A 26,617-nucleotide genomic window follows, 5' to 3' on the forward strand; every position below is an offset into this window, starting at 1 on the left:
TGAACCGTCCACATGCCGAAAATACCCCTCCTGATCCAGCGCATTCTCGAACTGATGAAGCGCTACCCCGGGGTCATTGCGCTTGGCGGTTTCATCTCCGGGGTCGGCAGTTTCATTCTGGTCGATCGCCAGCAAGGCCTGGCGAGCTGGATCACCATCATCATGCTGCTCAGCTGGCTCTGGCTGATGCTGGAAAACACCCTGACCGGGTTGTTCACGCGTATCTTCAAGCGGGAAATTCCGCAGCCGCTGCTGCGCTACGCGACGCAGATGATCCACCAGGAAAGCCTGTTTTTCGTTCTGCCGTTCTTCTTCATCACCACCACCTGGAACAGCGGGCAACTGATCTTCACCGGCCTGCTGTGCATCGCCGCGCTGATCTCGATTGTCGACCCGCTCTACTACAAATGGCTGGCGCCACGGCGCTGGGCGTTTCTCGCACTGCACACCCTGACCCTGTTCGCCGCCCTGCTCACCGCGTTGCCGGTGATCATGCACCTGACCACCGCGCAGAGTTTCAAATGGGCGCTGGGCACGGCGGTGGTGTTGTCGTTCCCGAGCCTGGCGTCGATCTTCCCGATCCGCACTGTGCGCAACGCGCTGGCGATCCTGTGCATCACCGTCGGTATCGGCGCGGTCGGCTGGACCCTGCGCTCGTGGGTGCCGCCGGCCACGCTATGGATGACCGACGTGGCGATCAGTACCCAGTTGCAGGACCGCACCCCCGGCGCCAGTCTCGACGAGGTCAGCGCCGAGCAGATCCGCAACGGCGGGCTGTACGCTTACACCGCAATCAACGCGCCGCGCGGGCTGGATGAGCGCATTTATCACGTGTGGCAGTTCAACGGTCAGGAAGTCGACCGCATCGCCCTCGATATCCATGGCGGGCGCAAGGAAGGCTACCGGGCCTGGACGCACAAGCAGAACTTCCCCGCCAATCCGGTGGGCAAGTGGCAGGTGCGAGTCCTGACCGAGGACGGCCAGGTGATTGGCGTGCTGCGATTCGAAGTGACGGACAGCACAGCGATCAAAGAAAAGTAATCCGGTTCGTGCTATTACGTATGCCTGCGTATTTAGCCGAACAAGCACGGAGCTTATGACCAGCAGCTCGATGACCGGTAATGCCCGACTGGACACGTCGCTCAGCCCTGCCCGCCTGCGGGTGTCCGGGGACTGGACGCTTGCCCATTACGCCGAACTCAAGCACCTGACCGAACAACTCCACGGCCAGTACGACGCCAATACCGTCGTTGACCTCAATAGCCTTGGTGCCCTCGACACCGCGGGCGCTTCCCTGCTGGTGGAGCTGCTGGGTGCCGAGCGTCTGGGCAAATCCGCCGAACATCCCGACTGCTCGATCTCCCAGGCTGACCGCGCGTTGCTGCAAACCGTGTATCGCTCGCTGACTGACTTCTGCGTGCCGATCAAGGAGCCGGAAGTCAGCGTCAGTGTGCAACTGCTGACCCGCATCGGACGCGCGGTGGAAACGGTCTGGCAGGACACTCTGCAGGTGTTGGGTTTCATCGGCCTGATCCTCGAAACCATCGCCCGCAACCTGTTCCGGCCCAAGCGCTGGCGGGTCACGCCAGTCGTTGCGCACATCGAACAGACCGGCCTCGACGCTGCGCCGATCGTGGCGCTGCTGACCTTTCTGGTCGGCGCGGTGGTGGCGTTTCTCGGTGCGACGGTGCTGGCCAGCTTCGGCGCGACGATCTTTACCGTGGACCTGGTGGGCTTCTCGTTTCTGCGCGAGTTTGGCGTGTTGCTCACGGCGATCCTGATGGCTGGCCGCACTGCCAGCGCATTCACTGCGCAGATCGGCTCGATGAAGGCCAACGAGGAGATCGACGCGATCCGCACCCTGGGCCTCGACCCGATGGAGCTGCTGGTGGTGCCGCGCGTGCTGGCGATGCTGGTGGCGCTGCCGATGCTGACGTTTCTGGCGATGCTCTGCGGGATCATCGGCGGTGGCGTGGTGTGTGCGGTGTCGTTGGGGATTTCGCCGGCGATGTTCCTCTCGCTGCTGCAAAGCGACATCGGTATCCAGCACTTTCTGGTCGGCCTGGTGAAGGCGCCGATCTTTGCTTTCCTGATCGCGACGATTGGTTGCCTGGAGGGCTTCAAGGTCAGTGGCAGCGCCGAGTCGGTCGGCGCGCACACCACGTCCGCCGTGGTGCAGTCGATTTTCGTGGTGATCGTGCTCGATGCGGTGGCTGCGCTGTTCTTCATGGAGATGGGCTGGTGAGTCGTCTACCCCGCGCGCCCTCGGAGGCGGTGATCGAAGTCCGTGGCCTGTGCAATCGCTTTGGCAGCCAGAGCGTGCACGAGAACCTCGATCTGGACTTGTACAAAGGCGAAATCCTCGCCGTGGTCGGCGGCTCCGGCAGCGGCAAATCGGTGCTGCTGCGCAGCATTGTCGGTTTGCGTCGGCCCAGCGAAGGTAATGTGAAGGTGTTCGGCCAGAATCTGCCGAGCCTGTCCGAACACGAGCGCTCGCTGGTCGAGCGACGCTTCGGCGTGCTGTTCCAGAAAGGCGCGCTGTTCTCCTCGCTGACGGTGACCGAGAACGTCGCCCTGCCGCTGATCGAACACGCCGGCCTGAGCCGCAACGACGCCGAGCATCTGGCGGCGGTGAAACTGGCGCTGGCCGGGCTGCCGCTGTCGGCGGCCGACAAATACCCGGCCTCGCTGTCCGGCGGGATGATCAAGCGCGCTGCACTGGCCCGGGCGCTGGCGCTGGATCCGGACATCCTGTTTCTCGACGAACCCACCGCCGGCCTCGATCCGATTGGCGCGGCGGCGTTCGATCAACTGATCCTGACCCTGCGCGACGCGCTGGGCCTGAGCGTGTTTCTGGTGACCCACGACCTCGATACGCTCTACACCATCACCGACCGTGTGGCGGTGCTGGCGCAGAAGAAGGTGCTGGTCGCCGGTCCGATCGACGTGGTCTCGGAAACCGATGACGCGTGGATTCACGAATACTTCCACGGCCCGCGCGGCCGCTCGGCGCTGGACGCCGCCAAATTGCTTAACGAGGTCTGACATGGAAACCCGAGCCCATCATGTGTTGATCGGCCTGTTCTCAGTGATTGTCGTGGCGGGCGCCCTGCTCTTCGGCCTGTGGCTGGCCAAGTCCAGCGTCGACACCGAGTTCAAGGATTACGAAATCGTCTTCAACGAGGCGGTCAGCGGCCTGTCCAAGGGCAGCCCGGTGCAGTACAGCGGGATCAAGGTCGGCGACGTGGTCAGCCTGCGCCTCGATCCGAAAGACCCTCGGCGGGTATTGGCGCGGATTCGCCTGGGCGGCGACACCCCGGTCAAGGAAGATACCCAGGCCAAGCTGGCCTTGGCCGGGATCACCGGGACCTCGATCATCCAGCTCAGCGGCGGCACCCCGCAGAGTCCGAAATTGCGCGGGCATGACGGCGAACTGCCGACCATCGTCGCGGCGCCCTCGCCTATCTCGCGCCTGCTCAACGACAGCAACGACTTGATGAGCGGCATCACCGCGCTGCTGAGCAATGCCAACCAGATGTTCTCCCCGGAGAACGTCGAACGCGTCAGCAACACCCTGGCGCATCTTGAGCAGACCACCGGCTCGATCAACGATCAGCGCGGCGACCTGCGCCAGGCCATGCAGCAACTGGCGAGCGTCGGCAAACAGGCCGGCAGCATGCTCGAACAGACATCGCTGCTGATGCGCAACGCCAACGGCCTGCTCAACGATCAAGGCAAACAGGCGCTGGGCAGTGCCGAGCAGGCGATGAAGTCGCTGGAGCAGAGCAGCGCCACCATCAACGGCCTGCTGAGCAAGAACCAGAACTCCCTCGACAACGGCATGCAGGGCCTCAACGGCCTGGCCCCGGCCATCCGCGAACTGCGCGAAACCCTGACCTCGCTGCGCGCCATTTCTCAACGCCTGGAGGCCAACCCCAGCGGTTACCTGCTGGGCAGTGACAAGAACAAGGAGTTCACGCCATGAAGCTGACTCGCCTCGCCCTCTTCGCCGCCAGCCTGACGCTGCTCTGCTCGTGCTCGATTCTGCCCAAGGCCGAGCCGTCGGATGTGTACCGCCTGCCATCGACTCAGGCGCCCGCCTCGGCCGGTTCGGCCGCGATTCAGCACTGGTCGCTGCGGTTGAACAAATTGCAGGCCAGCGAAGCGCTGAACCGGCCGAACATCGCGGTGATTGCACAGGGTGACGTGATCAGCAGCTACAAGGCGTCGCGCTGGAGCGATCCGGCGCCGGTGCTGGTACGCAATCGGCTGCTCGATGGCTTTGCGCGTGATGGCCGGGTGACGTTGCTCAGTACCGATGACAGCAATTTTGCGGCGGATCTGGAGCTGGGCGGCAGCTTGCAGGCGTTTCAGACCGAGTACCAGGGCAATCAGGCCAGCGTCGTGGTGCGGGTCGATGCGTTGTTGGTGCGCGGCTATGACCAGAAGATTCTCGCCAGCCAGCGCTTCGAAGAGCGCCAGCCACTGAGCGATGTGCAGGTGCCGGCGGTGGTTGCGGGGTTTGGACAGGCCAGTGATCGCCTTACTGCGAAAGTCGTGGCGTGGGCCGTTCAGCAAGGCCAGAAACTCGCCCCACAACCCAGACCTTAAACCTTATGCATAACCCCTGTGGGAGCGGGCTTGCTCGCGAAGGCGGTGTGTCAGTCAATGTATTGATCGACTGACACGCCCTCTTCGCGAGCAAGCCCGCTCCCACATTTTGATTTGTGGTTAACCGAAGAACCAGTAGCAGACGCCAATCGCGCCGAGCACGCCGGCCAGCTCCGCCAGCAACGCACACCCCACCGCATGCCGCGCCCGCTGAATCCCCACTGCGCCGAAATACACCGCCAGCACATAGAACGTGGTCTCGGTACTGCCCTGAATCGTCGCCGCCACCAGCGACGGGAAACTGTCGACGCCCGAGGTCTTCATGGTCTCGATCAGCATTGCCCGCGCGGCGCTGCCGGAAAACGGTTTGACCATCGCCGTTGGCAACGCATCGACGAAGCGTGTGTCCCACCCGGCCCATTGCACCAGATGGCGGATACCATCCAGACCAAAGTCCAGCGCCCCGGAGGCGCGCAGCACGCCGATGGCGCAGAGCATCGCCACCAGATACGGCAGCAGGTTTTTGGCGACGTCGAAGCCCTCTTTGGCGCCCTCGACAAAGGCCTCGTAGACCTTGACCTTGCGTAACGCGCCAATCACCAGGAACAGCATGATCAGGCCGAACAGCGTGAGGTTACCGAGGATCGACGACAGCCCGGCCAGCGCCGTGGCCGACATCGTCGCCAGCAGCGCCATGAAGCCGCCAAGGATCAGCGCCCCCGGGATCAGGTAGGCCAGCACCACTGGGTCCCAGATGCGCAGGCGCTGCATGAACGCCACCGAGAGGAAGCCGACGATGGTCGAGCAACTGGTCGCCAGCAGAATCGGCAGGAACACCAGGGTCGGGTCCGGCGCACCTTGCTGGGCGCGGTACATGAAGATCGTCACCGGCAGCAGGGTCAGCGACGAGGCGTTGAGCACCAGGAACAGGATCTGCGCGTTGCTGGCGATGGTCGCGCTGGGGTTGAGTTCCTGCAGCGCCTTCATCGCCTTGAGGCCGATCGGTGTGGCGGCGTTGTCCAGCCCGAGGCCATTGGCGGCGAAGTTGAGGGTGATCAGGCCCAGCGCCGGGTGCCCGGCCGGGACTTCCGGCATCAGCCGCAGGAACAGCGGCCCGAGGACCTTGGCCAGCCACTCGACGATCCCGGCTTTCTCGGCAATGCGCAGAAAGCCCAGCCACAGGGTCAGGGTGCCGAACAGCAGTACCATCACCTCGACCGACAGCTTGGCCATGGCAAAAATGCTTTCCACCATCGCCGCGAAAATCCCGGCGTTGCCGCCGACCAGCCACTGCACCAGCGCAGATATTGCTGCCACGACAAAGAAGCCAAGCCACAGGCCATTAAGCATCAGTCAAATCCCCCGGAAGATGCGGCGAATGATAGCGGTGTCGCCAGAAACGACAAACCCCGGATTTCTCCGGGGTTTGTCTATTCGGCATGCGCCGATCCAAAGTGGCAGCGGGCTTGCTCGCGAAAGCGGTGGGTCAATCAACAGGAATGTTGAATGTGCCGACCTCTTCGCGAGCAAGCCCGCTCCCACAAGGGGGTTGCATTACTGCTTCGAGATTTCGCCAGCCGGCAGTTTTTCCTTGCTGCGCCAGTGCGGCAGGGAGTTCCAGTAGCGCTGGCCCTTGGCGTCGTCGTACATGCCTTCCCAACGCGCGATAACCAGTACTGCCAGAGCGTTGCCGATCACGTTCAGTGCGGTACGCGCCATGTCCATGATGCGGTCGACACCGGCGATGAACGCCAGACCTTCCAGTGGGATACCGACGCTGCCCAGCGTCGCCAGCAGCACCACGAAGGACACGCCCGGTACGCCGGCGATGCCTTTGGAGGTGACCATCAGGGTCAGCACCAGCAGCAGTTGCTGGCTGATCGACAGATCGATGCCGTACAACTGGGCAATGAAGATCGCTGCGATGGACTGGTACAGGGTCGAACCGTCGAGGTTGAACGAGTAACCGGTCGGTACCACGAAGCTGCAGATGGCTTTCGGTGCGCCGTAGGCTTCCATCTTCTCGATCACGCGTGGCAGCACGGTTTCCGAGGAGGCGGTGGAGTAGGCCAGGACCAGCTCATCCTTGAAGATGCGCATCAGCTTGATCACCGAGAAGCCGAACAGCCTGGCGATCAGGCCCAGCACCACGAAGGCGAAGAAGGCGATGGCGACGTAAACCAGGATCACCAGCTTGGCCAGCGGCAGCAGCGAGGCGAAGCCGAAGTTGGCGACGGTCACCGCGATCAGTGCGAACACGCCGATCGGGGCGTAGTTCATGATCATGTGGGTGACCTTGAACATGCTTTCCGAAACGCCCTGGAACATCTTCACCAGCGGCTCGCGCAGGTCCGACTGCAGGCTCGACAGGCCGAGACCGAACAGCACGGAGAAGAAGATGATCGGCAGCATTTCGCCGCGGGCCATGGCCGCGAAGATGTTCGACGGGATCAGGTTGAGGATGGTCTCGATGAACGCGTGTTCATGCTGTACTTCGGCAGCGGTCGCCTGGTACTTGGAGATATCCACCGTGCCCAGGGTGCTCATGTCGATGCCGGCGCCCGGGTGGAACACGTTCGCCAACACCAGACCGACGAGGATAGCGATGGTGGTGACGACTTCGAAGTAGATAATCGTCTTCAGGCCGATACGCCCGAGTTTCTTGGCGTCGCCCACGCCGGCAATGCCGACGATCAAGGAGGAGATGACGATCGGGATCACGATCATCTTGATCAGACGGATAAAGATATCGCCTGCCGGTTGCAGGACGTTACTGATCCACCAGGCTTTCTCGGCACTGAAATGGTTGAGCAACGCACCAATTGCAATCCCTAAAACCAGACCGATGAGGATCTGCCAGGCGAGGCTGAGTTTTGCCTTCTTCATTATCTTTACCCTTACTTGCGTTTGACTCAGGCACATGCAGGAACTGGAACGCTCTTTAGCGGAAAAGTCTGTGCATCTGCCTCCGTATAAGGTGCCCCGAAGCGCGTGTTTACGGCTCTTCGGCAGGCGAAAAAAGGCGCAACTATTCCGATGCAAGGTTGCGCCGTCTAATGCCGTAAACGCCTACCCTATGCCGAATCGGCATGAGCTTTTTTAAATGAAACTGGCGTCCCAACCGGTTCGATTACGACATTTCAGCCGGCATAAGTGCCGTGAACCGGCCATTACAGCTTAGGTTGGTTATTTTTTGAACGAGTGAATTCGGCAAAAAATTCAAGAAAAAGCCTGCATTTGCAGACTAGAAGTCCCACTGTTTGAAAGGACTCTTTCTCGATATACGGTCGCCAGGAAACACGGCGAAATGTTTTCGCGCGCAGTCTGAACCATAAAAAGGCGAGCAGGACGCTCTGGATCAATGTTTTGTATCGCGAAAAGCTCAGCGCAAGTCCGTCGAGCCACTGGGGGCCGGCGAACCTGCGTCGCAGCTTTTACCCTGACCCGGCCCTTGCGCAGGCACTCCCTGTACCCGTAGGTCACTCCGACCCTGTAACAGTCAGAACGTCCCGGCCCCCTGGTCATGCGCCGACCTTCCTCGGGCGGGCGCAATAAAGGGCAGCGGGGCGCTGCCCTCATGTTCGAATCAGTACCAGTTCGGATCTTTCTTCAGCGTTTCCATCAACAGGTTCTGCATGCCCTGATTAGGTTTTCCGAGGAAGCGGTAGGTGGCATGTCGCGTAGGCGACTTGTCGGCCGGCAATCCTTCGGGCACATCAACGAGCATGGCGTAGGCATCTTTCTTGTCGAAGCTGAACGCTACGATCAATCGGTGGTTCAGGCACTTGTCTGCGGATTCACAGAGCGGCCCGACCAGATACTTGTCGCCATCTTCCGTCACGGCATTCATCTGTTGGTCTGGTGTCCCGGACAGGTTCATCACCCATTCCGGCAGGCGCTCTTCATGCTTTACCACGCCTTGCCAGGTTTCCCGGTATTGCGGGTCGGAGCTGAGCAGCTCGTTGACCCGCGCCTGGCCATCATTGGCCGCCATCGCCATGGCACTACCGCCCAGAAGCAGGGCGGCTGCCAGTGTCTTTAAACCAGTCATCGTTAACCTCGGCCGCGACGGCCAAAGAAGAAGGAAGCGATGAACATCACCAGGAACACGACAAAGAGAATCTTGGCGATACCCGTGGCGGTGCCCGCGATACCACCGAAGCCCAGTACGGCGGCGATGATGGCAATGATCAAGAATGTAATTGCCCAGCTCAACATGGTGATTCTCCTTACTTCTCTATTTAGGGGTGTTGCGTGTCCCGGCGCGATGCGCCCGAATTCGTCGGTTCGTCAGAAAACCCAGCGCTCTTCACGTGGCAGCTGATCCAGCGGCTGCGCCTGGTCGACTTCCATCATGCGCATCGAGGCGCTTTCGGCCTGGCTGCTGACGGCGCTGAAGTGCGTCTGCGTGCTGTGTTGAATCGAGATCAGCGGCTCAGGCTTCTGGCTGTTCTCCCAGCTCAGGTATTGCTGGCAGGCGATCAGGGTGATCAACAGAGCAAGTACGCCAAACAGACCTTGCTGAATATGCAGTGGCGAGATACGCACTTGGGCGGCACGTTGGCGAGTCATCCTGGGTTCCTCACTCTTATTCGGTTGGGGCAGTCGGATCTGCCCGGGCTGAATGAGTTATTGCAGCCTGCATGCCAGTTTTTTATTTGAAAAATATTCAATAAAATCAATGTGTTATGGCTGAATGAAAAATCTGCTTGGACGCATCCTGCACGATGAGTCATCTACGGTCGTGCGTAATGCACGATTATTTCGTAGCAGATTTCATTCTTATTGAATTGAGAGCACGTCTCGGAGGTCAGAAAAGTACGCGGGCAACCATCGGCAGGTCGGTAATTGTTTAGAAACTCAACAAAATCAATGGATTGGCTGTCAGGGCAGGAGAGAGCTACCCTGCTATGGCTGACATCGTTCAGAATCGACCATGCAACTTGCCCGATTTTTCCGGGACTAATCCAAGACCAATCACATAAGGAGCGTAGGAAAAATGGAATCTGCCACTGAGCATCAAGGCCGCATTCTGCTGGTGGACGATGAGTCCGCCATCCTGCGTACCTTCCGTTACTGCCTCGAAGACGAAGGCTATACGGTGGCCACTGCCAACAGCGCGGCGCAGGCCGACGCTTTGCTGCAACGCCAGGTCTTCGACCTGTGCTTCCTCGACTTGCGGCTGGGCGAAGACAACGGTCTCGACGTGCTGGCACAGATGCGTATCCAGGCGCCGTGGATGCGCGTGGTGATCGTCACCGCGCACTCGGCCGTCGACACCGCCGTGGACGCGATCCAGGCTGGCGCCGCCGACTATCTGGTCAAGCCGTGCAGCCCTGACCAGTTGCGTCTGGCCACCGCCAAGCAACTGGAAGTGCGTCAACTCTCGGCGCGTCTCGAAGCCCTCGAAGGCGAGATCCGCAAACCCAAGGACGGTCTGGACTCTCACAGTCCGGCGATGAAAGTCGTGCTGGAAACCGCACGCCAGGTTGCCAGCACCGACGCCAACATTCTTATTCTGGGCGAGTCCGGCACGGGTAAGGGCGAGTTGGCCCGGGCCATTCACGGCTGGAGCAAGCGCGAGAAAAAATCCTGCGTGACCATCAACTGCCCGTCGTTGACCGCCGAGCTGATGGAAAGCGAGCTGTTTGGCCACAGCCGCGGCGCATTTACCGGGGCCAGCGAAAGCACCTTGGGTCGCGTCAATCAGGCCGACGGTGGCACGCTGTTTCTCGACGAAATCGGCGATTTTCCCCTGACATTACAGCCAAAGTTGCTGCGTTTCATTCAAGACAAGGAATACGAACGGGTAGGGGATCCGGTGACTCGCCGCGCCGATGTGCGCATTCTTGCAGCGACCAACCTCAACCTTGAAGACATGGTGCGCGACGGGCGTTTCCGCGAGGACCTGTTGTACCGCCTGAACGTGATCACCCTGCATCTGCCGCCGCTGCGCGAGCGCGCCGAAGACATCCTGACCCTGGCCGATCGCTTCCTCGCCCGTTTCGTCAAAGAATATGCGCGTCCGGCCCGGGGCTTCAGCGACGAGGCACGTGAAGCGTTGCTGGGCTATCGCTGGCCGGGCAACATCCGTGAGCTGCGCAACGTGGTGGAGCGGGCAAGCATCATCTGCCCGCAGGAACGCGTGGAAATCAGTCACCTGGGCATGGCCGAACAACCGGCGAACAACGCACCACGGGTCGGCGCGGCGCTGAGCCTCGATGAACTGGAAAAAGCCCACATCGGCGCGGTACTGGCGACGGCTGGCACCCTCGATCAAGCGGCCAAGACCCTCGGCATCGACGCCTCGACCCTCTACCGCAAGCGCAAGCAGTACAACCTGTGAGCGCGCGGCGATGAAACTGGCGATGAAGTTGCGCACGCGCTTGTTCCTGAGCATCTCCGCGTTGATCACGGTGGCGTTGCTCGGGCTATTGCTCGGGCTGGTCAGTGTGATGCAGATGGCCGGGACTCAGGAAGCGTTGATCCGCAACAACTTCGTCACCCTCGATCTGGGACTCAAGCTGCGCCAGACCCTCGGCGATCAACTGATCATGATGCTTGCCGAAAAGCCCGATAACGCTGCGTTCGAAGCCTCGAAGCAGCATTATTTACAGCTTCTCGATCAAGGCATTGCCCAGGAGGAAGTCGGTGATGGTCGCCAATACAGCTTCAGTCAGGCCAAGGCCGATTACCAACGTTTCCTTCAGGCGTTCGATCAGGTACGTGACCCGGCCACTGCGTTGAGTGGCACCGGCGATTTGCGTGAGCGCTTCAACACGCTGCGCAACGGTCTGATTGCCGAACACAAGCATGCGCTCGACAACATCAACTCGGTGCAGCACGCCGCCCGTGACCGTGCGCTGTTGGTTGCCGGCCTGCTTGGACTGGTCGGGTTGGCCGTGTTGATCATCGGTTTTGTCACGGCGCATGCCATTGCCCGGCGCTTTGGTGCGCCGATCGAGGCGCTGGCCAAGGCCGCGGACAACATCGGCCAGGGTAATTTCGACGTGACCCTGCCGATTTCTTCGGCGATGGAAATGAACCAGCTGACCAAGCGCTTCGGCTTGATGGCCGAGGCGCTGCGTGAGCATCAGGCGACCAACGTCGACGAACTGCTGGCTGGCCAGCAGCGTTTGCAGGCGGTGCTCGACAGCATCGACGATGGCTTGCTGATGATCGATCGCGATGGGCGTCTGGAGCACCTCAATCCGGTTGCCCAGCGCCAACTGGGCTGGGACAGTGATCGCTTGGGGCAGGGCCTGGGCACAGCGCTTGAGCGACCGGAACTCGACGCGCAGCTGCAACTGGTGCTGCGCGGCGGCACGCTGGAGCGTGCCCCGGAAGATTTGAGTATCGAAGTCGACGGCGAATCGCGCCTGCTGACTTACAGCCTGACCCCGGTCAGCCACACCCAGGGGCATATCCTCGGCGCGGTGATGGTGCTGCACGACGTCACCGAACAACGTGCTTTCGAGCGAGTGCGCAGTGAGTTCGTGCTGCGGGCCTCTCATGAGTTGCGCACACCGGTCACCGGCATGCACATGGCCTTCGGCCTGTTTCGCGAACGTGCGAAGTTTCCCGCGGATTCACGCGAGGCGGATCTGCTCGACACGGTCAACGAAGAGATGCAGCGCCTGATGCAGTTGATCAACGACCTGCTCAACTTCTCGCGCTATCAGAACGGTTTGCAGAAACTCACGCTGGCGCCATGTTCCATTGAAGACTTGCTGGCGCAGGCGCAATTGCGTTTTGCCGATTCGGCCGCGGGCAAAGGCATTGCCCTGAACGTCGAAGTGCAGGGACCGTTGCCGCGCTTGCAGGCCGATCAGACGCAACTCGACCGGGTGCTCGACAATTTGATCGACAACGCACTGCGCCATACTGCCCGCGACGGGCAGATTCGCCTGCAGGCGCGTCGGCATGGCGAACGGGTGATCATCAGCGTCGAGGACAACGGTGAAGGCATTGCCTACGGTCAGCAAGGACGGATCTTCGAGCCGTTCGTGCAGGTCGGGCGCAAGAAGGGCGGCGCCGGGCTCGGGTTGGCGCTGTGCAAGGAAATCGTCCAGTTGCACGGCGGGCGGATGGGTGTTTATTCGCGGCCGGGGCAGGGCACGCAGTTCTACATGGCGCTGGCGGTCTAGGCTTCGTCGTCCAGTCGACGGCCGGCAAGGCGCCGTCCACGGGTGATCAGCTCGATGAACTGCACCGCACTCAGGGCCTGGGCGAACAGCCAGCCCTGACCGAACTTCACGCCTTCACTGCTGAGAAACACGGCTTGCGCTTCGTGCTCGATACCCTCGGCAATCACTTTCAGATCCAGTGCCTGCGCCATGTGGATGATGTGCGGCGCCACGCCGCTGCTGGCCGCGTCATGGCCGAGTGCGTCGATAAAGGCCTTGTCGATCTTCAGGCAATCCACCGGTAGCGTCTGCAGGTAGGCGAGGCTGCAATAGCCGGTGCCGAAGTCGTCGATCAGCACCTGATGGCCGACGTCGCGCAAGGCTTGCAGGTTCTCCCGTGCCACCACCACGTCGATCAACCCGCGCTCGGTGACTTCGAAGGCAATCTGCCGTGCCGCGACCCGGTGCAGGGTCAACAGTTTGGCCATGACCTGGCCGATGCGCGGCACCATCACGTCGCATGCGGCGAGGTTGACCGAGATGTACAACTGCGGGTTGGCACGCAGCACCGGCCCCAGTTGCTCCAGCAGCCGCTGCAGGACGAAGTCGGTCATCTGGCGGATCTGTCCGGTGTTTTCCGCCATGGGAATGAACAGATCGGGGCTGGTCAGCGTGCCGTCCGGACGGCGCCAGCGCAGCAGGGCTTCGGCGCCCACGCAATTGCGGCTGTCGAGATCGAAAATCGGTTGATACAGCACCTGCAGCTCGCCACGACGGATCGCGCCCTGGAGCTCGGCGTCCAGCGACTGGCGCTGACGCACCAGCAAAAACACGAAGAACCCGGAAAATGCTCCCAACAGCAGGCAGCCGGGGACCATCCACCACCACACCGTCGGAATGTGCATGCCACTGCGCGGGGTGATCAGCACCAACTGGTATTCCGGGTTGTTGGTGGGCATGCGGTAGATCAGTCGTGATTGAGTGACCTGCAGGGCCTCGCGGCTCTTCGGTGGCCAGACCTCGGTGGGTGGCCACGCCTGAGCAATGCCGAGTACCGGAATCGCCCGCTTGCCGTGATCCAGTACGACCAGCAGGCTGCTGTCCGGTGGCAGGTCGACCATGTCAGTCAAATGCCCGCGGGAGGTCGCCACACGGAAATTGCCGCGGCCGAGCATCAGGGCGGCACGGTTTTCATCGGGTTCGGTGGTGGTGTTGAGCCAGTAGCTGTAGGTCGGCCCTTTGATGTCCGGCGCACGGACGACCGACAGCCCCTCTTGCCGGGGGCGGTTGGAGCAGATTCGTGTGCCGTCCATGTAGGCCGCTTCATAGACGAAGCGATAATTGAAGGTGACCTGTTGCAGGGTGGCGATCATTTCGTCATCGCAACTGCGCAACGGCTGCGCTTCAAGGTCATCGAGGCTTTCGCGCAATTGCCCGAACAATTGTTCGAGGCGGGCCAGAAAACGCTCGCCCTGAGCGTTCATCTCCTGGCTTTCGTTTTGTTCTATCTGGCGCATGGCGAAGAACGTTCCGCCGGCGATCAACAGCGCAGCACTGAGGACAGCCGCGATCATCGCCAAAAACCAGGGGCGATAGAACCAGCTACGCAGCGTCTCTCGGGTAGCAACCATCATGGAATATCCGAAGAATTACCAATGAGTTATAGCTGCTGATTGCGTTTTCGCCCTGACCGTCGGGCGGGCGTCATTATTTTGTCTGGTTGAGTACCAGCAACAACGCGGCCGTTTGCGCGTCCGGCGTGCCGTCGAAGCGCGAAGGGCGGTAGTGCATCTGGAAGGCCGCCAGTACGTGGCGGGTCGCGACGTCCAGCTCGCCGGTTTGCGGGGTGTCGTAACCGACGCGCGCCAGTTGCGCCTGGAACCAGCTGATGCTCGGCAGCTCGGCGTTGAACTGCGCCTGCTGACGCGCCACCGCTTGTTCATTGGGCCACACACCCAGGCCTTCGGCCGCCAGGCGTTTCCATGGGAACAATGGGCCCGGGTCGAGTTTGCGCAGCGGCGCGATGTCACTGTGGCCGATGATGTGGCGCGGGCTGATGGCCTGACGCTTGCTGATGTCCTTGAGCAGGACGATCAGCGATTGAATCTGCGCTTCGCTGTACGGGAACCACAGGCGCCCGGTCGGCGTGTCCTTGAAGCCCGGGTTGACGATTTCGATGCCGATCGAGCTGGAGTTAAGCCAGGTCCGGCCCTGCCATTCGCTTTCTCCGGCGTGCCACGCGCGCAGGTTTTCATCCATCAGTTGGTAGATGGTGCCGCTCTTGTCGTCGCCGATCAGGTAGTGGCTGCTGACTTCGCCGTGGGTCAGCAGTTGCAGCGAGCGGGCGAGAGAGGCGGAGGTGTAGTGCACGATCACGAACTGGACGCGGCTGTCGTGATTGGCCGAAGGATGGCTGGTGTCGTAACGGGGGCCGCTGGCACAACCGGCCAGGACGAGCAGCGACGCGAGGAGGGCAAAAAATTTCATGGCGGAAGGCAGTACACGCAAGACAATAATGCAACAGTGTAACGTACTGCCTTGCCTATCGACGGCCAACGGGCTGATTTAAACAAAATGGAACAATTGCTCAGCCCAGCTCGATCCGGTTGCGCCCGGCATTTTTCGCCCGATACAGCGCCTGATCGGCTCTTTTGAGCACCAGATCGCTGTGTTCTCCCGGCCGGAATGACGCCAGCCCCATGGAAATGGTGATCGTCACCCGTTCACCCTTGAAGTGAAACGGGCAGGCTTCGATTGCTGCGCGCAGGGTTTCCAGCAGTTTGGCACCTACGGCAGGGGGGGTGGCCGGCAACAGCAAGACAAACTCCTCACCGCCAAAGCGGGCAATGAAGTCTGAGCCGCGCAGGCGTTTGCGCAACACCGTGGCGATGATCTTCAGCACCTTGTCTCCGGCCAGATGGCCGTAGTTGTCGTTGATCCGCTTGAAGTGATCGAGGTCGAGCATCGCCAGGCTCAAGGTGTTGCCGTGTTGCTGCCACTGCTTGATCTCGTGTTCGAGCCGTTCGCTCCACGCGGCGCGGTTGGGCAAACCGGTGAGCGGGTCGATCAAGGCTTTCTGGCGTTGTTCTTCCAGGTGCTCACGGAAACCCAAGGCTTCCTGCTCCATGTGCGCCACGCGCTCGGCCAGGCCCTTGAGGCGTGCAGCCACTTCCTGCTCGCGAGCATCGCGTTGTTTCTGGTGCTGGTCCATGGTGCCGAGCAGGCCTTCGAGATGGTTCTCCAGCACTTGCTTGAGGTCATCCAGATCGGCGGCTTCCTGCACGCTGGTCTGCAGGCCGTCGACCTGTTCGCGGATCTGCGTGTCCATCGCCCGTGCCGCCGAGCTGTTGTCGGCGTGGCCTTCACTGGCGGCCTGCAGATTGCTCTGGAATGCTTCGAGGCGCTCGTTGAGCTGTTGCAGATAGACTTCGAATTCATGCTGGCCGCTGTCGGTGATTGCCAGCATCAACGTCGCAAGATCGTCGAGAATCGGCAGCAGTTCGTACCAGTTCAGACCATTTTTCAATCGATCGCGCATTGCCTCTGCCTGCGGGCGATGGCGCTCGGGCAGGGTCAGGTCGTCGAGTAACCCGATCAGTGTGTCTTCGATGTGCTTGGCCACCGAGCTGTACGACGGTTCGGGCGAGTCGGGCAGGGCGTAGAGGATGTCCTGCTCGGACTGCTCCGGATCGATGGCGGCCAGAGCCTGGGCGATAGGTTCGGGCAGAGGCAGGCTGTCGAGCAAAAGCGGTGTCGGGATCGGATGGTCTGCGGGGTGGATCAACTCGTCGGGATTGATCGCAGTCGCAGGGATTGGCGCTGCAATCGGGGCGGCTGGTGCTACGGCCTCGGCTTCCGGCTCGGGTGCCGAGAGCGTGGGGGCGACAACGGGTTGGGTGACCGTCTCGACAGCAATGACCGGCGGCATGAAAGAAACGATGGGCGGTTCGGTGTGAGCTTGCTCGGCGGGCGCCTGCCGAGGGTTAGCCTCCGGCGTTTGCGCGACGGGGGCTGCCAGGTTCGGTGCGGGCGGAGTCGGCTCGAGGGGGGCTGTCTGCACAGTTTCGGGCGCCATGTGTTCAGCGCCGGTTGGAGTTGGCACAGGTGCTTGAGGCTGATCCGCTACCGGCGGCGTTTCTTGCGTTGCGGGAGTCTCTTCATTGTCGCGACTGCCGAACAAACGCTGCAGAAATCCCGGGCGATCTGGTTCGGCGGGCGTTTCCAGCTGGTGCAACGCCTTGCCCTGCAAACCACTGAGCTCGCTCAGCAGCAGTGGCATCTCCCGCGCCTGGCCGACCCGGCTGTCGAGTTGCTTGGCAAATTTTTTCAGCGGCTGCGCCACTTCCCGAGGCAATGGCAGGGCTTGCAGTTGGCTGACCAGCGCGGTCAGCGCGGTGCTGACCTGATCGATGCGGGTCTCGCGCCGCTGTTCGGAGTCGAGCACAGCCTTTTCCAGGCGCGGCAACAGGGCGGCGAGGCCGGCGTCCATGTCGTCCGTGCGCACCACATCGCGCATCTCTTTCATGCACTGATCGACGACCTTGTCGGTGCCTTCGGCTGCGAGGGTGCTGCGCACCAGGCCGCGACGCAGCAAGTCGAGCCTTGCGGCCCAGCGCCGTTCGAGCTTGTCCTGCTGTTCGATGCTTTTGAGGTACTTCTCTTTCCAGCGCTGGGCTTCGTCGCTCATTCAGGGGTTCCGCGAGGGGCAGGACTCAACGCGGGCAATGCATCGGCCGTGAGCGAACCCGGCAGACGAATCTCTACCGCGACCGGCAGGTGATCGGAAATCGGCTGCGCCAGCACTTCGACCTTTTCCAGGGTCAGGGTCGGGCTGAGCAGAATATGATCAAGGCAACGCTGCGGGCGCCAGCTGGGAAAGGTCGCTTCCAGCTGCGGGGCCAACAGGCCGAGATCGCGTAACGGTGACTGTTGTAGCAGATCGCTGGCATGGGTGTTCATGTCGCCCATCAATACCTGGTGCTTGTAGCCACTGATCAGGTCGCGAATGTAGGCCAGTTGCAGGCTGCGCACCCGGGCGCCGAGGGCCAGATGCATCATCACCACCACCAGCGCTTCCGGGCCTTCGCCGAAGCGCAGCAGGATGGCGCCGCGACCTTTCGGGCCGGGCAGCGGATGATCTTCGATCGCCCACGGCTTCAGGCGACTGAGCACGCCATTGCTGTGCTGGGCCAGTCGACCGAGGTTGCGATTGAGTTGTTGATACCAGTAGGGAAAGGCGCCGAGGTGGGCCAGATGTTCGACCTGATTGACGTAGCCTGAACGCAGGCTGCCGCCATCGGCTTCCTGCAGGGCGACCAGATCGAAGTCGCCAAGCAGGTCGCCGATCTTCTGCAGGTTGCCTGAGCGCCCGGTGTGCGGCAGCAGGTGCTGCCAGCTTCGGGTCAGGTAATGCCGATAGCGCTCGGTGCTGATGCCGACCTGGATGTTGAAGCTGAGCAGGCGCAGACGATGGTCTGCGGGCAGGCCCGTGGACTCCAGGTGATGCTCGTTGACCTGCGGATCATGCAGGCCAACGATACGTTCGGTTCCCCAGCGGCGCATGGCGATTACCGCGCTTAGTTGGCAGCTGCCTTGTTGGCCGCTCGCTCTTTGGCGACCAGTTGGTCAGCCAGTTTCAAGGCTTCTTCGGCACCACCGGCAGAGCCGATGTCGAAGCGGTACTTGCCGTTGACGATCATGGTTGGCACGCCAGTGATTTCATACTTCTTGGCCAGCTCACGCGCCTTGACGATCTGACCCTTGATGGCGAACGAGTCGAAGGTGGCGAGGAACTTGTCCTTGTCCACGCCCTGAGTGGCGAGGAAGTCAGCCATCTCGTTCTTGTCGGTCAGGCGCTTGTGCTGCTTCTGGATGGCTTCAAACACGGCGGCGTGAACCTTGTGCTCGACACCCATCGCTTCGAGGGTCAGGAACATCTGGCCGTGAGCGTCCCACGGGCCGCCGAACATCGCAGGAATACGCACGAAGTTGACGTCGGATGGCAATTTCTCAACCCATGGATTGATCACCGGCTCGAATGCGTAGCAGTGCGGGCAGCCGTACCAGAACAGCTCGACCACTTCGATCTTGCCAGGCTCTGCCACCGGCACCGGGTTGGCCAGCTCGACGTAAGGGGCGGCCGGTGCTTCAGCGGCCTGGGCGGTCACGCCGAACAGGCTTGCAGCGACGAGAGCGGCGCTGATGATCAGATTACGCATGCTTTACTCCTGGACAATTTTGGTCGCCTCGCGCGACCTGTTTTCAGACAGATCCTGGCGGGCTTGAGTTCTGTAGTGTAACGGCAGCGGCCACAAAAAAGGGCGGCCAAAGCCACCCTTTTTATACTTGCTGCGACGGATTAATCGAGCGTTAACGTTGCAGGAGATGTCCATCACCGGCAACGCTCGATTCAGGCTGCTTAGTGCAGGCCCTGGATGTAGCTGGAGACCGCGGCGATGTCTTCGTCGCTCAGACGCTTGGCGATCGTTTGCATGGTCATGGTGTCGCCGTCGTTATTGCGGCCGCCTTCTTCCTTGCGGAAATCGGTCAGTTGTTTGGCGATGTATTGAGCGTGTTGGCCACCCAGGTGCGGGAAGCCGGCGGCAGCGTTGCCGGCGCCATTGGGCGAGTGGCAGCCGGTGCAGGCTGGCAGGCCCTTGGCCAGATTACCGCCCCGGAACAGCGCTTCACCACGGGCGACTATTTTCGGATCAGCTGCGCCGACGCTGCCTTTCTGGCTGGCGAAGTAGGCGGCGATGTCGGCCAGGTCCTGATCGCTCAGGTTGGTCAGCAGGCCCGTCATTTCCAGAACGGTGCGCTTGCCCGACTTGATGTCGTGCAGTTGCTTGGTCAGGTAGCGTTCACCCTGGCCTGCCAGTTTCGGAAAATTGGGTGCCATGCTGTTCCCGTCCGGGCCATGGCAGGCTCCACATACGGCGGCTTTTGCCTGGCCGGCTGCTGCATCACCTGCAGCATGGGCCATGCCGGAGATTCCCACGGTCAACAGCAGACTCACGATCAATTTGTTCATCAGCTAATCCAACTACGGCTAAGGGTTAAGAGTTATGGACCGGGTTTACTCTCGCTCATCCAAAGGATGATGGCCTGGTAATCCTCGGCACTGCAGTCCATGCACAAACCACGCGGCGGCATCGCCTTGAAACCCTGGGTCACGTGTTGCACCAGCGTCTCCATACCTTTCGCCAACCTCGGCGTCCAAGCTTCCTGATCGCCTCTTTCGGGCGCCATGGGTAGTTGGCCGGAATGACAGGCACCACAAACACGGTTGTACACGGCTTCCGGTTCCTGTGTAGCCTGTGCGCTGTAAAGCGGTATCAGGACTCCGGCAGCCAGCAGCCATTTCGTCATAAAACGACCTTTTCAGGGTTGAGAGCGTTCTGCGTTCTGATGCGCAATCAAGGTCTTTGGCTCTCGTGAACTTCATCCTTCGCTGGGACAAAGCACACACAAAATCTGCGGCATTATATACTGGCGTCACTGAAACGGAAGCGACACCGCGTTCCGCGCCCAATCCCGGCGCCGCCCACATCGGAAATCCCATGCAACTCAAGAATCCCATCCTCGGTCTGTGCCAACAGTCCACGTTCATGCTCAGTGCCGCCAAAGTCGATCAATGCCCTGACGACGAAGGCTTCGAAGTGGCGTTTGCCGGGCGCTCCAACGCCGGTAAATCCAGCGCGCTGAACACCCTGACTCACGCCAGCCTGGCGCGCACCTCGAAAACCCCGGGTCGCACACAGCTGTTGAACTTCTTCAAGCTAGACGATGAACGGCGTCTGGTCGACCTTCCGGGCTACGGTTATGCAAAAGTACCGATCCCGCTCAAGCAACACTGGCAGCGTCACCTCGAGGCTTACCTCGGTGGCCGCGAGAGTTTGAAGGGTTTGATTCTGATGATGGACATCCGTCATCCAATGACCGACTTCGACCTGCTGATGCTCGACTGGGCCGTTGCCGCCGGCATGCCGATGCACATCCTGCTGACCAAGGCCGACAAGCTGACCTATGGCGCAGCCAAGAACACGCTGCTTAAGGTGCAGTCGGAAATCCGCAAGGGCTGGGGTGATCTGGTGACGATCCAGCTGTTCTCGGCGCCAAAACGCATGGGCCTGGAAGAGGCCTACACTGTGCTGGCAGGCTGGATGGAACTGGCAGACAAAGGCACGGAAGTGCCGCCAGAGGCAGAGTAAGGGGATTTCAAAACTGTCTGTGATGCTGTCAGGCAAGGCAAAAGTGCGGTTAAAAAGCAGAGTTCAGGGGGACCTGAATGAGCATTTTCAACTGCGCTTTTAACGCAGTCTGACGTCGCCACAGCGAGTTTTGAGGCAAAAAAAAGCCCCGGACTTCGTTTGGGGAGGGAGAAGTTCCGGGGTTCAAGTTCCGAACCGCTAGGGCGGGGTTCAGATATCTGCCAACACTTAACACAACATAGGAGCATCGAAGGGCTTCACCAGCCATTCAGTAACTCTGAGTAGTGAGCTGTCAGATTAGTTCAGATTTTTTTCAAAAAGCTTTGGAATAAGACCAAGCGCGTTTCGAAATAAGCTCTCTTCAGGCGTTTGCCGCGACAGTGTGTCGCGGCAAACGACCGGCCCAGACGCCTTAGTGCGCCTCATCCCAGTTGTTGCCGACGCCGACTTCCACCAGCAACGGCACGTCCAGCTTCGCCGCTTCGCTCATGTGCAGGCGGATTTCCTGGCTCACCTGATCGACCAGATCCTCGCGAACCTCCAGCACCAGTTCGTCGTGCACCTGAAGGATGACTTTGGCGTCCAGTGCGGACAATTCCAGCCAATTATCCACCGCCACCATGGCTTTCTTGATGATGTCTGCTGCAGTGCCCTGCATCGGCGCGTTGATCGCTGTGCGTTCAGCGGCGGCGCGCTCTTGCGGCTTGTTGGAGTTGATCTCCGGCAGGTACAGGCGGCGACCGAAGAGCGTTTCGACGTAGCCCTGATCGGCAGCCTGCTTGCGGGTGCGCTCCATGTATTCGCGCACGCCGGGGTAGCGGGCGAAGTAGGTGTCGATGTAGGCCTTGGCGGTCTTGGTATCGACGCCGATGTCCTTGCCGAGCTTCTGCGCACCCATGCCGTAGATCAGGCCGAAGTTGATCGCCTTGGCGCCACGGCGCTGGTCGGAGGTCACTTCGTCGAGTTCGACCTTGAACACTTCGGCAGCGGTCGCGGTGTGCACGTCCAGGTTGTTGCGGAAGGCGTTCATCAGGCCTTCGTCCCTGGACAGGTGGGCCATGATCCGCAGTTCGATCTGCGAGTAGTCCGCCGCCAGCAGTTTGTAGCCTTTTGGTGCGACGAAGGCCTGGCGGATGCGTCGGCCCTCAGCGGTACGCACCGGAATGTTCTGCAGGTTCGGATCGCTGGAAGACAGGCGACCGGTGGACGCCACAGCCTGATGGTACGAGGTGTGGATGCGCCCGGTGCGCGGGTTGATCTGCTCCGGCAGACGATCGGTGTAAGTGCTTTTCAGCTTGCTCATGGAGCGGTGCTCCATCAGCACTTTCGGCAAGCGGTGATCGTCCTCGGCGAGTTTCGCCAGCACTTCCTCGGCGGTCGATGGCTGGCCCTTGGCGGTTTTCTTCAGCACCGGCAGGCCGAGTTTTTCGTAGAGGATCACGCCCAGTTGTTTCGGCGAGCCGAGATTGAACTCTTCCCCGGCAATCTCGAACGCTTCACGCTCCAGCGCAACCATCTTTTCGCCCAGTTCGATGCTTTGCACGCCCAGCAGTGCGGCGTCGACGAATGCGCCCTGGCGCTCGATGCGCGCAAGTACCGGCACCAGCGGGATTTCGATGTCGGTCAGCACATTGGCCAGGCTCGGGATCGCGCTGAGCTTTTCGAACAGGGTCTGGTGCAGACGCAAGGTGATGTCGGCGTCTTCGGCGGCGTACGGCCCGGCCTGTTCCAGGGCGATCTGGTCGAAGGTCAGTTGCTTGGCGCCTTTACCGGCAATGTCCTGGAAGCTCACGGTGGTGTGGTCCAGGTACTTCTGCGCGAGGCTGTCCATGTCGTGGCGGGTGGCGGTGGAGTTGAGCACGTAGGACTCAAGCATGGTGTCGAAGGCGATGCCGCGCACATTGATACCTTGGCTCTGATCGCCGCCGATGGCGCAGTTGGCCAGAATGTTCATGTCGAACTTGGCGTGCTGGCCAACCTTGAGTTTGTTCGGATCTTCGAGAATCGGCTTCAGCGCGCGCAGCACGGTGTCGCGATCCAGTTGCTCGGGCACGCCGATGTAGGAGTGGGTCAGCGGGATATACGTCGCTTCGTTGGCCTGCACGGCGAACGACAGGCCGACCAGTTGCGCCTGTTGCGCGTCGATGCCGGTGGTTTCGGTGTCGAAGGCGAACAGCTTGGCGTTCTGCAGTTTTTCCAGCCAGACGTCGAAACGCGCCTGATCAAGGATGGTTTCATAAGCGGCTTCAGCGGGGGCGGCTGGCGTTTGGGCCGCAGGCGCGCTGAACAGATCGCCAGCAGGCGCAGGCTCGATGGCCGCGCTCAGTTCCTGGCGCTTGGCGTCACGGTCGAGGTCATTCAGCCAGCTCTTGAATTCCAGCAGGGTGTAGAGCTCGTAGAGTTTGGCGGGATCTTCCACGCCCATTTGCAGATCGTCGAGTTCAACGTCCAGCGGCACGTCGACCTTGATGGTCGCCAGTTGATAGGAGAGGAACGCCATCTCCTTGTGCTCTTCGAGCTTGGCCGGCAGGGTCTTGGCCCCGCGAATCGGCAGGGTCGGGACGATATCGAGCTGCGCATAGAGCTCGGTCAGGCCGCCGTTGACGCCCACCAGCAGGCCGGATGCGGTCTTCGGGCCGATACCGGGAACGCCGGGGATGTTGTCGGAAGAGTCGCCCATCAGCGCCAGATAATCGATGATCTGCTCCGGAGCGACGCCGAATTTCTCCTTCACGCCCTCGACGTCCATCGAACTACCGGACATGGTGTTGACCAAGGTAATGTGGCCGTCGACCAGTTGCGCCATGTCCTTGTCGCCGGTGGAGATGATCACCGGGCGATCCGCCGCCGCGCTGCTGCGCGCCAGAGTGCCGATCACGTCGTCAGCCTCGACGCCTTCCACGCACAGCAGCGGAAAACCGAGGGCGATCACGCTCTGGTGCAGCGGCTCGATCTGCACGCGCATGTCGTCGGGCATGCTCGGCCGGTTGGCCTTGTATTCGGCGTACATCTCATCGCGAAACGTCCCGCCCTTGGCGTCGAAGACCACGGCGAACGGGCTGTCCGGGTACTGCTTGCGCAGACTCTTGAGCATGTTCAGCACACCTTTGACCGCGCCGGTCGGCAGGCCTTTGGAGGTGGTCAGCGGTGGCAGTGCGTGGAAAGCGCGGTACAGGTAAGACGAACCGTCCACCAGGACGAGGGGGGCTTGGCTCATGAGCAGAATCAACCTTTTCGGCGGGCCCGGCGCTAGAATAGCGGGACCGTTGACGACAAAGGGACAAGGTTATCATGCGTACGTTAAATCGCTTGCTGCTGGTCAGTTTGATTGCAATCTCACCGTTGGCGGCGATGGCCGCGGATGATGCGCCGTCGGCCGATCCGGAAGTTACCATCCGCACGGAAGGCGACAAGACCATTCAGGAATACCGCCAAAACGGTTTCCTGTATGCGATCAAGGTTACCCAGAAGGGATTTCCTCCCTATTTTCTGGTGCGTGCGGACGGTACCGATGCAAACTTCATCCGCTCGGATCAGCCGGATATGCTGATCCCGTCGTGGAAGATTTTCGAATGGAAGTAGTCTCTTAATTTTAATCGGCGCTGCTGTGCTGGCGGCGCCCGAACTGAGCAGTTTTTAACCATGTCTGTGTTCACCCCCCTGGCTCGGCCCGAGCTGGAAACCTTTCTCGCCCCTTACGGGCTCGGCCGTCTGCTTGATTTCCAGGGGATCGCCGCCGGCAGCGAAAACACCAATTTCTTTGTCAGCCTGGAGCAGGGCGAGTTCGTCCTGACCCTGGTCGAGCGCGGTCCGGTGCAGGAGATGCCGTTCTTCATCAACCTGCTCGATGTGCTGCACGAGGCCGATCTGCCGGTACCTTACGCACTGCGCACCACTGACGGTGTGGCGCTGCGTGAGCTCAAAGGCAAGCCGGCGCTGCTGCAACCGCGCCTGTCCGGTAAACACATCAAGGTCGCCAACGCCCAGCATTGCGCGCAGGTCGGTGAGTTGCAGGCGCATCTGCACCTGGCGACCCAGGGCGAGCGCATGATCAAGCGCAAGACCGATCGGGGCCTGGACTGGATGCTGGAGGAGGGCACGGAGTTTCTCTCGCACCTGAGCGACGAGCCGCGTGCGCTGTTGCACAAGGCGCTGGAGGAAATCACTGCGCAGAAAGACAGGATTCTTGCGCTGCCACGGGCCAACATCCACGCCGACCTGTTCCGCGACAACGCAATGTTCGAAGGCACGCACCTGACCGGGCTGATCGACTTCTACAACGCCTGCTCGGGGCCGATGCTCTACGACGTAGCGATTGCCTTGAACGACTGGTGTTCGGACGAGGACGGTTTGATCGATGGGCCGCGTGCCCGCGCATTTCTCGGCGCCTATGCCGCGTTGCGGCCGTTCACGGCAGCGGAGGCCGAGTTGTGGCCGACCATGTTGCGTGTGGCGTGTGTGCGGTTCTGGCTGTCGCGATTGATCGCCGCCGAGCAGTTTGCCGGGCAGGACGTGCTGATTCACGATCCGCGGGAGTTTGAGCTGCGGTTGGCGCAGCGGCAGCAGGTCCACACACCGCTGCCGTTTGCCCTCTGAGTTAATTCTGGAGGCGCCACGAACCTGTGGGGGCGGGCTAGCTCGCGAATGGGGCGGCACATTCAGCATCTATCTTGAATGAGACACCGCTTTCGCGAGCAGGCTCGCTCCCACAGGAGTCGGGGGTTACAGCGATTCCAGGCACCCGGCCAAATCATTACCCAGTTTCTCCAGCACCTGCTCATAACCCTGAGCCGTCGCCGGCGTATACCCGCCCAGCGCATCCAGCTCCGCCAGCTTCACCGGCAGACCCGCTACCAGCGTCTCCGCCAGGCGTGGACGCAGCGGTGGCTCGCTGAACACACAGGTCTTGCCCACTTCCTGCAGGCGTTTGCGCATCGCCGCCACATGCTGCGCGCCCGGCTGCACTTCCGCCGCCACGCTGAACACGCCGGTGTGCTTCAGGCCGTAAGCGTCCTCGAAGTAATCGAAGGCTTCGTGAAACACGAAGTACGGTTTGCCTTCAATACCGGCCAGACGCTTCTTCAAACGTGCATCCAGCGCATCCAGGCGCTCATCGAAGGCCTTGGCGTTGCTCTGATAGCGCTCGGCGTTGGCCGGATCGGCGGCGCTCAGGTCGGCAGCCATTTTGTCGGCAATCACCCGCGCATTCACCGGCGATAACCACAGATGCGCGTCCAGGGTGCCCGGGCGGTGGTCGTGGTCATGCTCGTCGGCGTCTTCGGCGTGGGAGTGGCTGTCTTCGGCAAAGCGGCGCAGTTTCATGCCCGGCAGATCTTGCACGGCCACGCTCGGCAGGGTCCGACCGTTGAGCACGCGCGGCAGGAAACCTTCCATGTCCGGACCGATCCAGTACAGCAAGTCCACCGATTGCACCTTGCGCACATCCGAGGGGCGCAGCGCGTAGTTGTGCGGCGAAGCGCCCGGCGGCAGCAACACTTCGGGAATCGCCACGCCGTCCTGCACCGCCGCTGCAATCAACTGCAACGGTTTGATGCTGGTGAGGACCTTGACCTCGGCCTGGGCCGAACCGATCAGCAGAAAACTGGCGACAAAAGCCACAAAAACAGAAAAAAGTCGGGACACGATGACCACTCAAGGAGGCGAGAACGG

The 26,617-nt window shown here is 61.2% G+C and carries 24 protein-coding genes; 10 read left to right on the forward strand and 14 right to left on the reverse strand.

Annotated features, from left to right (window positions below; genetic code table 11):
• Positions 1–12 precede the first annotated feature (12 nt).
• The 5 genes from U862_RS0121420 to U862_RS0121440 are packed head-to-tail and all read left to right on the forward strand — an operon-like array spanning position 13 to position 4,611.
• Positions 13–1,041 carry a DUF5924 family protein gene (locus U862_RS0121420; RefSeq protein WP_025112286.1) on the forward strand — a complete coding sequence of 343 codons (1,029 nt, stop codon included), beginning with the start codon at positions 13–15 and terminating at the stop codon, positions 1,039–1,041.
• 55 nt (positions 1,042–1,096) lie between these two features.
• Positions 1,097–2,245, forward strand: coding sequence for an ABC transporter permease (locus tag U862_RS0121425; RefSeq protein ID WP_025112287.1), 1,149 nt, complete (start codon positions 1,097–1,099; stop codon positions 2,243–2,245).
• Positions 2,242–3,045 carry an ABC transporter ATP-binding protein gene (locus U862_RS0121430; protein WP_007962720.1) on the forward strand — a complete coding sequence of 268 codons (804 nt, stop codon included), beginning with the start codon at positions 2,242–2,244 and terminating at the stop codon, positions 3,043–3,045. The genes U862_RS0121425 and U862_RS0121430 overlap by 4 nt, the downstream gene beginning before the upstream one ends.
• A gap of 1 nt (position 3,046) precedes the next feature.
• Positions 3,047–3,985, forward strand: coding sequence for an MlaD family protein (locus tag U862_RS0121435; RefSeq protein ID WP_025112288.1), 939 nt, complete (start codon positions 3,047–3,049; stop codon positions 3,983–3,985).
• Positions 3,982–4,611 carry an ABC-type transport auxiliary lipoprotein family protein gene (locus U862_RS0121440; protein ID WP_025112289.1) on the forward strand — a complete coding sequence of 210 codons (630 nt, stop codon included), beginning with the start codon at positions 3,982–3,984 and terminating at the stop codon, positions 4,609–4,611. The genes U862_RS0121435 and U862_RS0121440 overlap by 4 nt, the downstream gene beginning before the upstream one ends.
• 120 nt (positions 4,612–4,731) lie before the next feature.
• On the opposite strand, the gene U862_RS0121445 is transcribed toward U862_RS0121440, so the two are convergent.
• From U862_RS0121445 to U862_RS0121465, 5 genes are all read right to left on the reverse strand, one after another.
• Positions 4,732–5,961: a nucleoside recognition domain-containing protein gene (locus tag U862_RS0121445; protein WP_025112290.1), complete on the reverse strand. Its 1,230-nt coding sequence runs from the start codon at positions 5,959–5,961 to the stop codon at positions 4,732–4,734.
• 204 nt (positions 5,962–6,165) lie between these two features.
• Positions 6,166–7,497, reverse strand: a complete 1,332-nt coding sequence (gltP, locus tag U862_RS0121450; protein WP_025112291.1) for a glutamate/aspartate:proton symporter GltP — start codon at positions 7,495–7,497, stop codon at positions 6,166–6,168.
• 700 nt (positions 7,498–8,197) lie between these two features.
• On the reverse strand, positions 8,198–8,662 hold the full coding sequence (locus U862_RS0121455) for an inhibitor of vertebrate lysozyme family protein (RefSeq protein WP_025112292.1): 465 nt from the start codon (positions 8,660–8,662) through the stop codon (positions 8,198–8,200).
• A 2-nt stretch (positions 8,663–8,664) separates the two neighbouring features.
• Positions 8,665–8,829: a DUF1328 domain-containing protein gene (locus U862_RS29780; protein WP_003177151.1), complete on the reverse strand. Its 165-nt coding sequence runs from the start codon at positions 8,827–8,829 to the stop codon at positions 8,665–8,667.
• 72 nt (positions 8,830–8,901) lie between these two features.
• On the reverse strand, positions 8,902–9,183 hold the full coding sequence (locus tag U862_RS0121465; RefSeq protein ID WP_025112293.1) for a hypothetical protein: 282 nt from the start codon (positions 9,181–9,183) through the stop codon (positions 8,902–8,904).
• Positions 9,184–9,610: 427 nt separating this feature from the next.
• Between U862_RS0121465 and algB the strand changes: the two genes are divergently transcribed.
• The gene (algB, locus tag U862_RS0121470; protein WP_025112294.1) at positions 9,611–10,957 is read left to right on the forward strand and encodes a sigma-54-dependent response regulator transcription factor AlgB; all 1,347 of its coding nucleotides are present in this window, start codon (positions 9,611–9,613) and stop codon (positions 10,955–10,957) included.
• Positions 10,958–10,967: 10 nt separating this feature from the next.
• A complete protein-coding gene (locus U862_RS0121475) occupies positions 10,968–12,758 on the forward strand; it encodes a KinB sensor domain-containing domain (RefSeq protein ID WP_025112295.1) in 1,791 nt (596 codons plus the stop codon).
• Here the strand turns inward: U862_RS0121475 and U862_RS0121480 are convergent.
• The 7 genes from U862_RS0121480 to U862_RS0121510 all read right to left on the reverse strand — a co-directional run bounded on the left by U862_RS0121480 (position 12,755) and on the right by U862_RS0121510 (position 20,105).
• Complete coding sequence (locus U862_RS0121480) at positions 12,755–14,368, reverse strand: EAL domain-containing protein (RefSeq protein ID WP_025112296.1); 1,614 nt, start codon at positions 14,366–14,368, stop codon at positions 12,755–12,757. The genes U862_RS0121475 and U862_RS0121480 overlap by 4 nt on opposite strands.
• Before the next feature lie 76 nt (positions 14,369–14,444).
• Positions 14,445–15,224 (reverse strand): N-acetylmuramoyl-L-alanine amidase, encoded by a 780-nt coding sequence (locus U862_RS0121485; protein ID WP_025112297.1) that lies wholly within the window; start codon positions 15,222–15,224, stop codon positions 14,445–14,447.
• 100 nt (positions 15,225–15,324) lie between these two features.
• Entirely contained in the window at positions 15,325–17,424 is a 2,100-nt protein-coding gene (locus U862_RS0121490) for a GGDEF domain-containing protein (protein WP_025112298.1), read from the reverse strand.
• Complete coding sequence (locus U862_RS0121495; protein WP_025112299.1) at positions 17,421–18,299, reverse strand: endonuclease/exonuclease/phosphatase family protein; 879 nt, start codon at positions 18,297–18,299, stop codon at positions 17,421–17,423. Before U862_RS0121495 ends, U862_RS0121490 begins: the two co-directional genes overlap by 4 nt.
• 14 nt (positions 18,300–18,313) lie before the next feature.
• Positions 18,314–18,955: a thiol:disulfide interchange protein DsbA gene (dsbA, locus tag U862_RS0121500; RefSeq protein WP_025112300.1), complete on the reverse strand. Its 642-nt coding sequence runs from the start codon at positions 18,953–18,955 to the stop codon at positions 18,314–18,316.
• 200 nt (positions 18,956–19,155) lie between these two features.
• Positions 19,156–19,767, reverse strand: coding sequence for a cytochrome c (locus tag U862_RS0121505; protein WP_025112301.1), 612 nt, complete (start codon positions 19,765–19,767; stop codon positions 19,156–19,158).
• Between the two features lie 32 nt (positions 19,768–19,799).
• A complete protein-coding gene (locus tag U862_RS0121510) occupies positions 19,800–20,105 on the reverse strand; it encodes a cytochrome c5 family protein (RefSeq protein WP_025112302.1) in 306 nt (101 codons plus the stop codon).
• A 191-nt stretch (positions 20,106–20,296) separates the two neighbouring features.
• Here U862_RS0121510 and yihA point away from each other — a divergent pair, with 191 nt between their 5' ends.
• The gene (gene yihA / locus U862_RS0121515) at positions 20,297–20,947 is read left to right on the forward strand and encodes a ribosome biogenesis GTP-binding protein YihA/YsxC (RefSeq protein ID WP_025112303.1); all 651 of its coding nucleotides are present in this window, start codon (positions 20,297–20,299) and stop codon (positions 20,945–20,947) included.
• Positions 20,948–21,359: 412 nt separating this feature from the next.
• Here yihA and polA read toward each other — a convergent pair whose 3' ends face one another.
• The gene (polA, locus tag U862_RS0121520) at positions 21,360–24,164 is read right to left on the reverse strand and encodes a DNA polymerase I (RefSeq protein ID WP_025112304.1); all 2,805 of its coding nucleotides are present in this window, start codon (positions 24,162–24,164) and stop codon (positions 21,360–21,362) included.
• Between the two features lie 74 nt (positions 24,165–24,238).
• Between polA and U862_RS0121525 the strand changes: the two genes are divergently transcribed.
• Both U862_RS0121525 and U862_RS0121530 read left to right on the forward strand, forming a co-directional pair.
• Positions 24,239–24,529, forward strand: a complete 291-nt coding sequence (locus tag U862_RS0121525) for a DUF2782 domain-containing protein (protein WP_025112305.1) — start codon at positions 24,239–24,241, stop codon at positions 24,527–24,529.
• A 60-nt stretch (positions 24,530–24,589) separates the two neighbouring features.
• Entirely contained in the window at positions 24,590–25,543 is a 954-nt protein-coding gene (locus U862_RS0121530; RefSeq protein ID WP_025112306.1) for a homoserine kinase, read from the forward strand.
• A 126-nt stretch (positions 25,544–25,669) separates the two neighbouring features.
• Here the strand turns inward: U862_RS0121530 and U862_RS0121535 are convergent, their stop codons facing one another.
• Positions 25,670–26,590, reverse strand: coding sequence for a zinc ABC transporter substrate-binding protein ZnuA (locus U862_RS0121535; RefSeq protein ID WP_025112307.1), 921 nt, complete (start codon positions 26,588–26,590; stop codon positions 25,670–25,672).
• Between the last annotated feature and the right edge of the window lie 27 nt (positions 26,591–26,617).

Origin of the sequence: Pseudomonas sp. H1h, assembly GCF_000633255.1 — a bacterium.
Taxonomy (GTDB): Bacteria; Pseudomonadota; Gammaproteobacteria; order Pseudomonadales; family Pseudomonadaceae; genus Aquipseudomonas.

What these genes read in the sequence shown, in the direction of transcription:
- U862_RS0121440 (WP_025112289.1), top strand. Translation starts at nt 3,982, where the DNA reads ATGAAGCTGACTCGCCTCGCCCTCTTCGCCGCCAGCCTGACGCTGCTC.
- U862_RS0121425 (WP_025112287.1), top strand. Translation starts at nt 1,097, where the DNA reads ATGACCAGCAGCTCGATGACCGGTAATGCCCGACTGGACACGTCGCTC.
- U862_RS0121420 (WP_025112286.1), top strand. Translation starts at nt 13, where the DNA reads ATGCCGAAAATACCCCTCCTGATCCAGCGCATTCTCGAACTGATGAAG.
- U862_RS0121465 (WP_025112293.1), bottom strand. Translation starts at nt 9,183, where the DNA reads ATGACTCGCCAACGTGCCGCCCAAGTGCGTATCTCGCCACTGCATATT.
- U862_RS0121485 (WP_025112297.1), bottom strand. Translation starts at nt 15,224, where the DNA reads ATGAAATTTTTTGCCCTCCTCGCGTCGCTGCTCGTCCTGGCCGGTTGT.
- U862_RS0121510 (WP_025112302.1), bottom strand. Translation starts at nt 20,105, where the DNA reads ATGACGAAATGGCTGCTGGCTGCCGGAGTCCTGATACCGCTTTACAGC.
- dsbA (WP_025112300.1), bottom strand. Translation starts at nt 18,955, where the DNA reads ATGCGTAATCTGATCATCAGCGCCGCTCTCGTCGCTGCAAGCCTGTTC.
- polA (WP_025112304.1), bottom strand. Translation starts at nt 24,164, where the DNA reads ATGAGCCAAGCCCCCCTCGTCCTGGTGGACGGTTCGTCTTACCTGTAC.
- U862_RS0121455 (WP_025112292.1), bottom strand. Translation starts at nt 8,662, where the DNA reads ATGACTGGTTTAAAGACACTGGCAGCCGCCCTGCTTCTGGGCGGTAGT.
- U862_RS0121530 (WP_025112306.1), top strand. Translation starts at nt 24,590, where the DNA reads ATGTCTGTGTTCACCCCCCTGGCTCGGCCCGAGCTGGAAACCTTTCTC.
- gltP (WP_025112291.1), bottom strand. Translation starts at nt 7,497, where the DNA reads ATGAAGAAGGCAAAACTCAGCCTCGCCTGGCAGATCCTCATCGGTCTG.
- U862_RS0121505 (WP_025112301.1), bottom strand. Translation starts at nt 19,767, where the DNA reads ATGAACAAATTGATCGTGAGTCTGCTGTTGACCGTGGGAATCTCCGGC.
- U862_RS0121480 (WP_025112296.1), bottom strand. Translation starts at nt 14,368, where the DNA reads ATGGTTGCTACCCGAGAGACGCTGCGTAGCTGGTTCTATCGCCCCTGG.
- U862_RS0121445 (WP_025112290.1), bottom strand. Translation starts at nt 5,961, where the DNA reads ATGCTTAATGGCCTGTGGCTTGGCTTCTTTGTCGTGGCAGCAATATCT.
- U862_RS0121525 (WP_025112305.1), top strand. Translation starts at nt 24,239, where the DNA reads ATGCGTACGTTAAATCGCTTGCTGCTGGTCAGTTTGATTGCAATCTCA.
- U862_RS0121435 (WP_025112288.1), top strand. Translation starts at nt 3,047, where the DNA reads ATGGAAACCCGAGCCCATCATGTGTTGATCGGCCTGTTCTCAGTGATT.
- algB (WP_025112294.1), top strand. Translation starts at nt 9,611, where the DNA reads ATGGAATCTGCCACTGAGCATCAAGGCCGCATTCTGCTGGTGGACGAT.
- U862_RS0121495 (WP_025112299.1), bottom strand. Translation starts at nt 18,299, where the DNA reads ATGCGCCGCTGGGGAACCGAACGTATCGTTGGCCTGCATGATCCGCAG.
- U862_RS0121475 (WP_025112295.1), top strand. Translation starts at nt 10,968, where the DNA reads ATGAAACTGGCGATGAAGTTGCGCACGCGCTTGTTCCTGAGCATCTCC.
- U862_RS29780 (WP_003177151.1), bottom strand. Translation starts at nt 8,829, where the DNA reads ATGTTGAGCTGGGCAATTACATTCTTGATCATTGCCATCATCGCCGCC.
- yihA (WP_025112303.1), top strand. Translation starts at nt 20,297, where the DNA reads ATGCAACTCAAGAATCCCATCCTCGGTCTGTGCCAACAGTCCACGTTC.
- U862_RS0121490 (WP_025112298.1), bottom strand. Translation starts at nt 17,424, where the DNA reads ATGAGCGACGAAGCCCAGCGCTGGAAAGAGAAGTACCTCAAAAGCATC.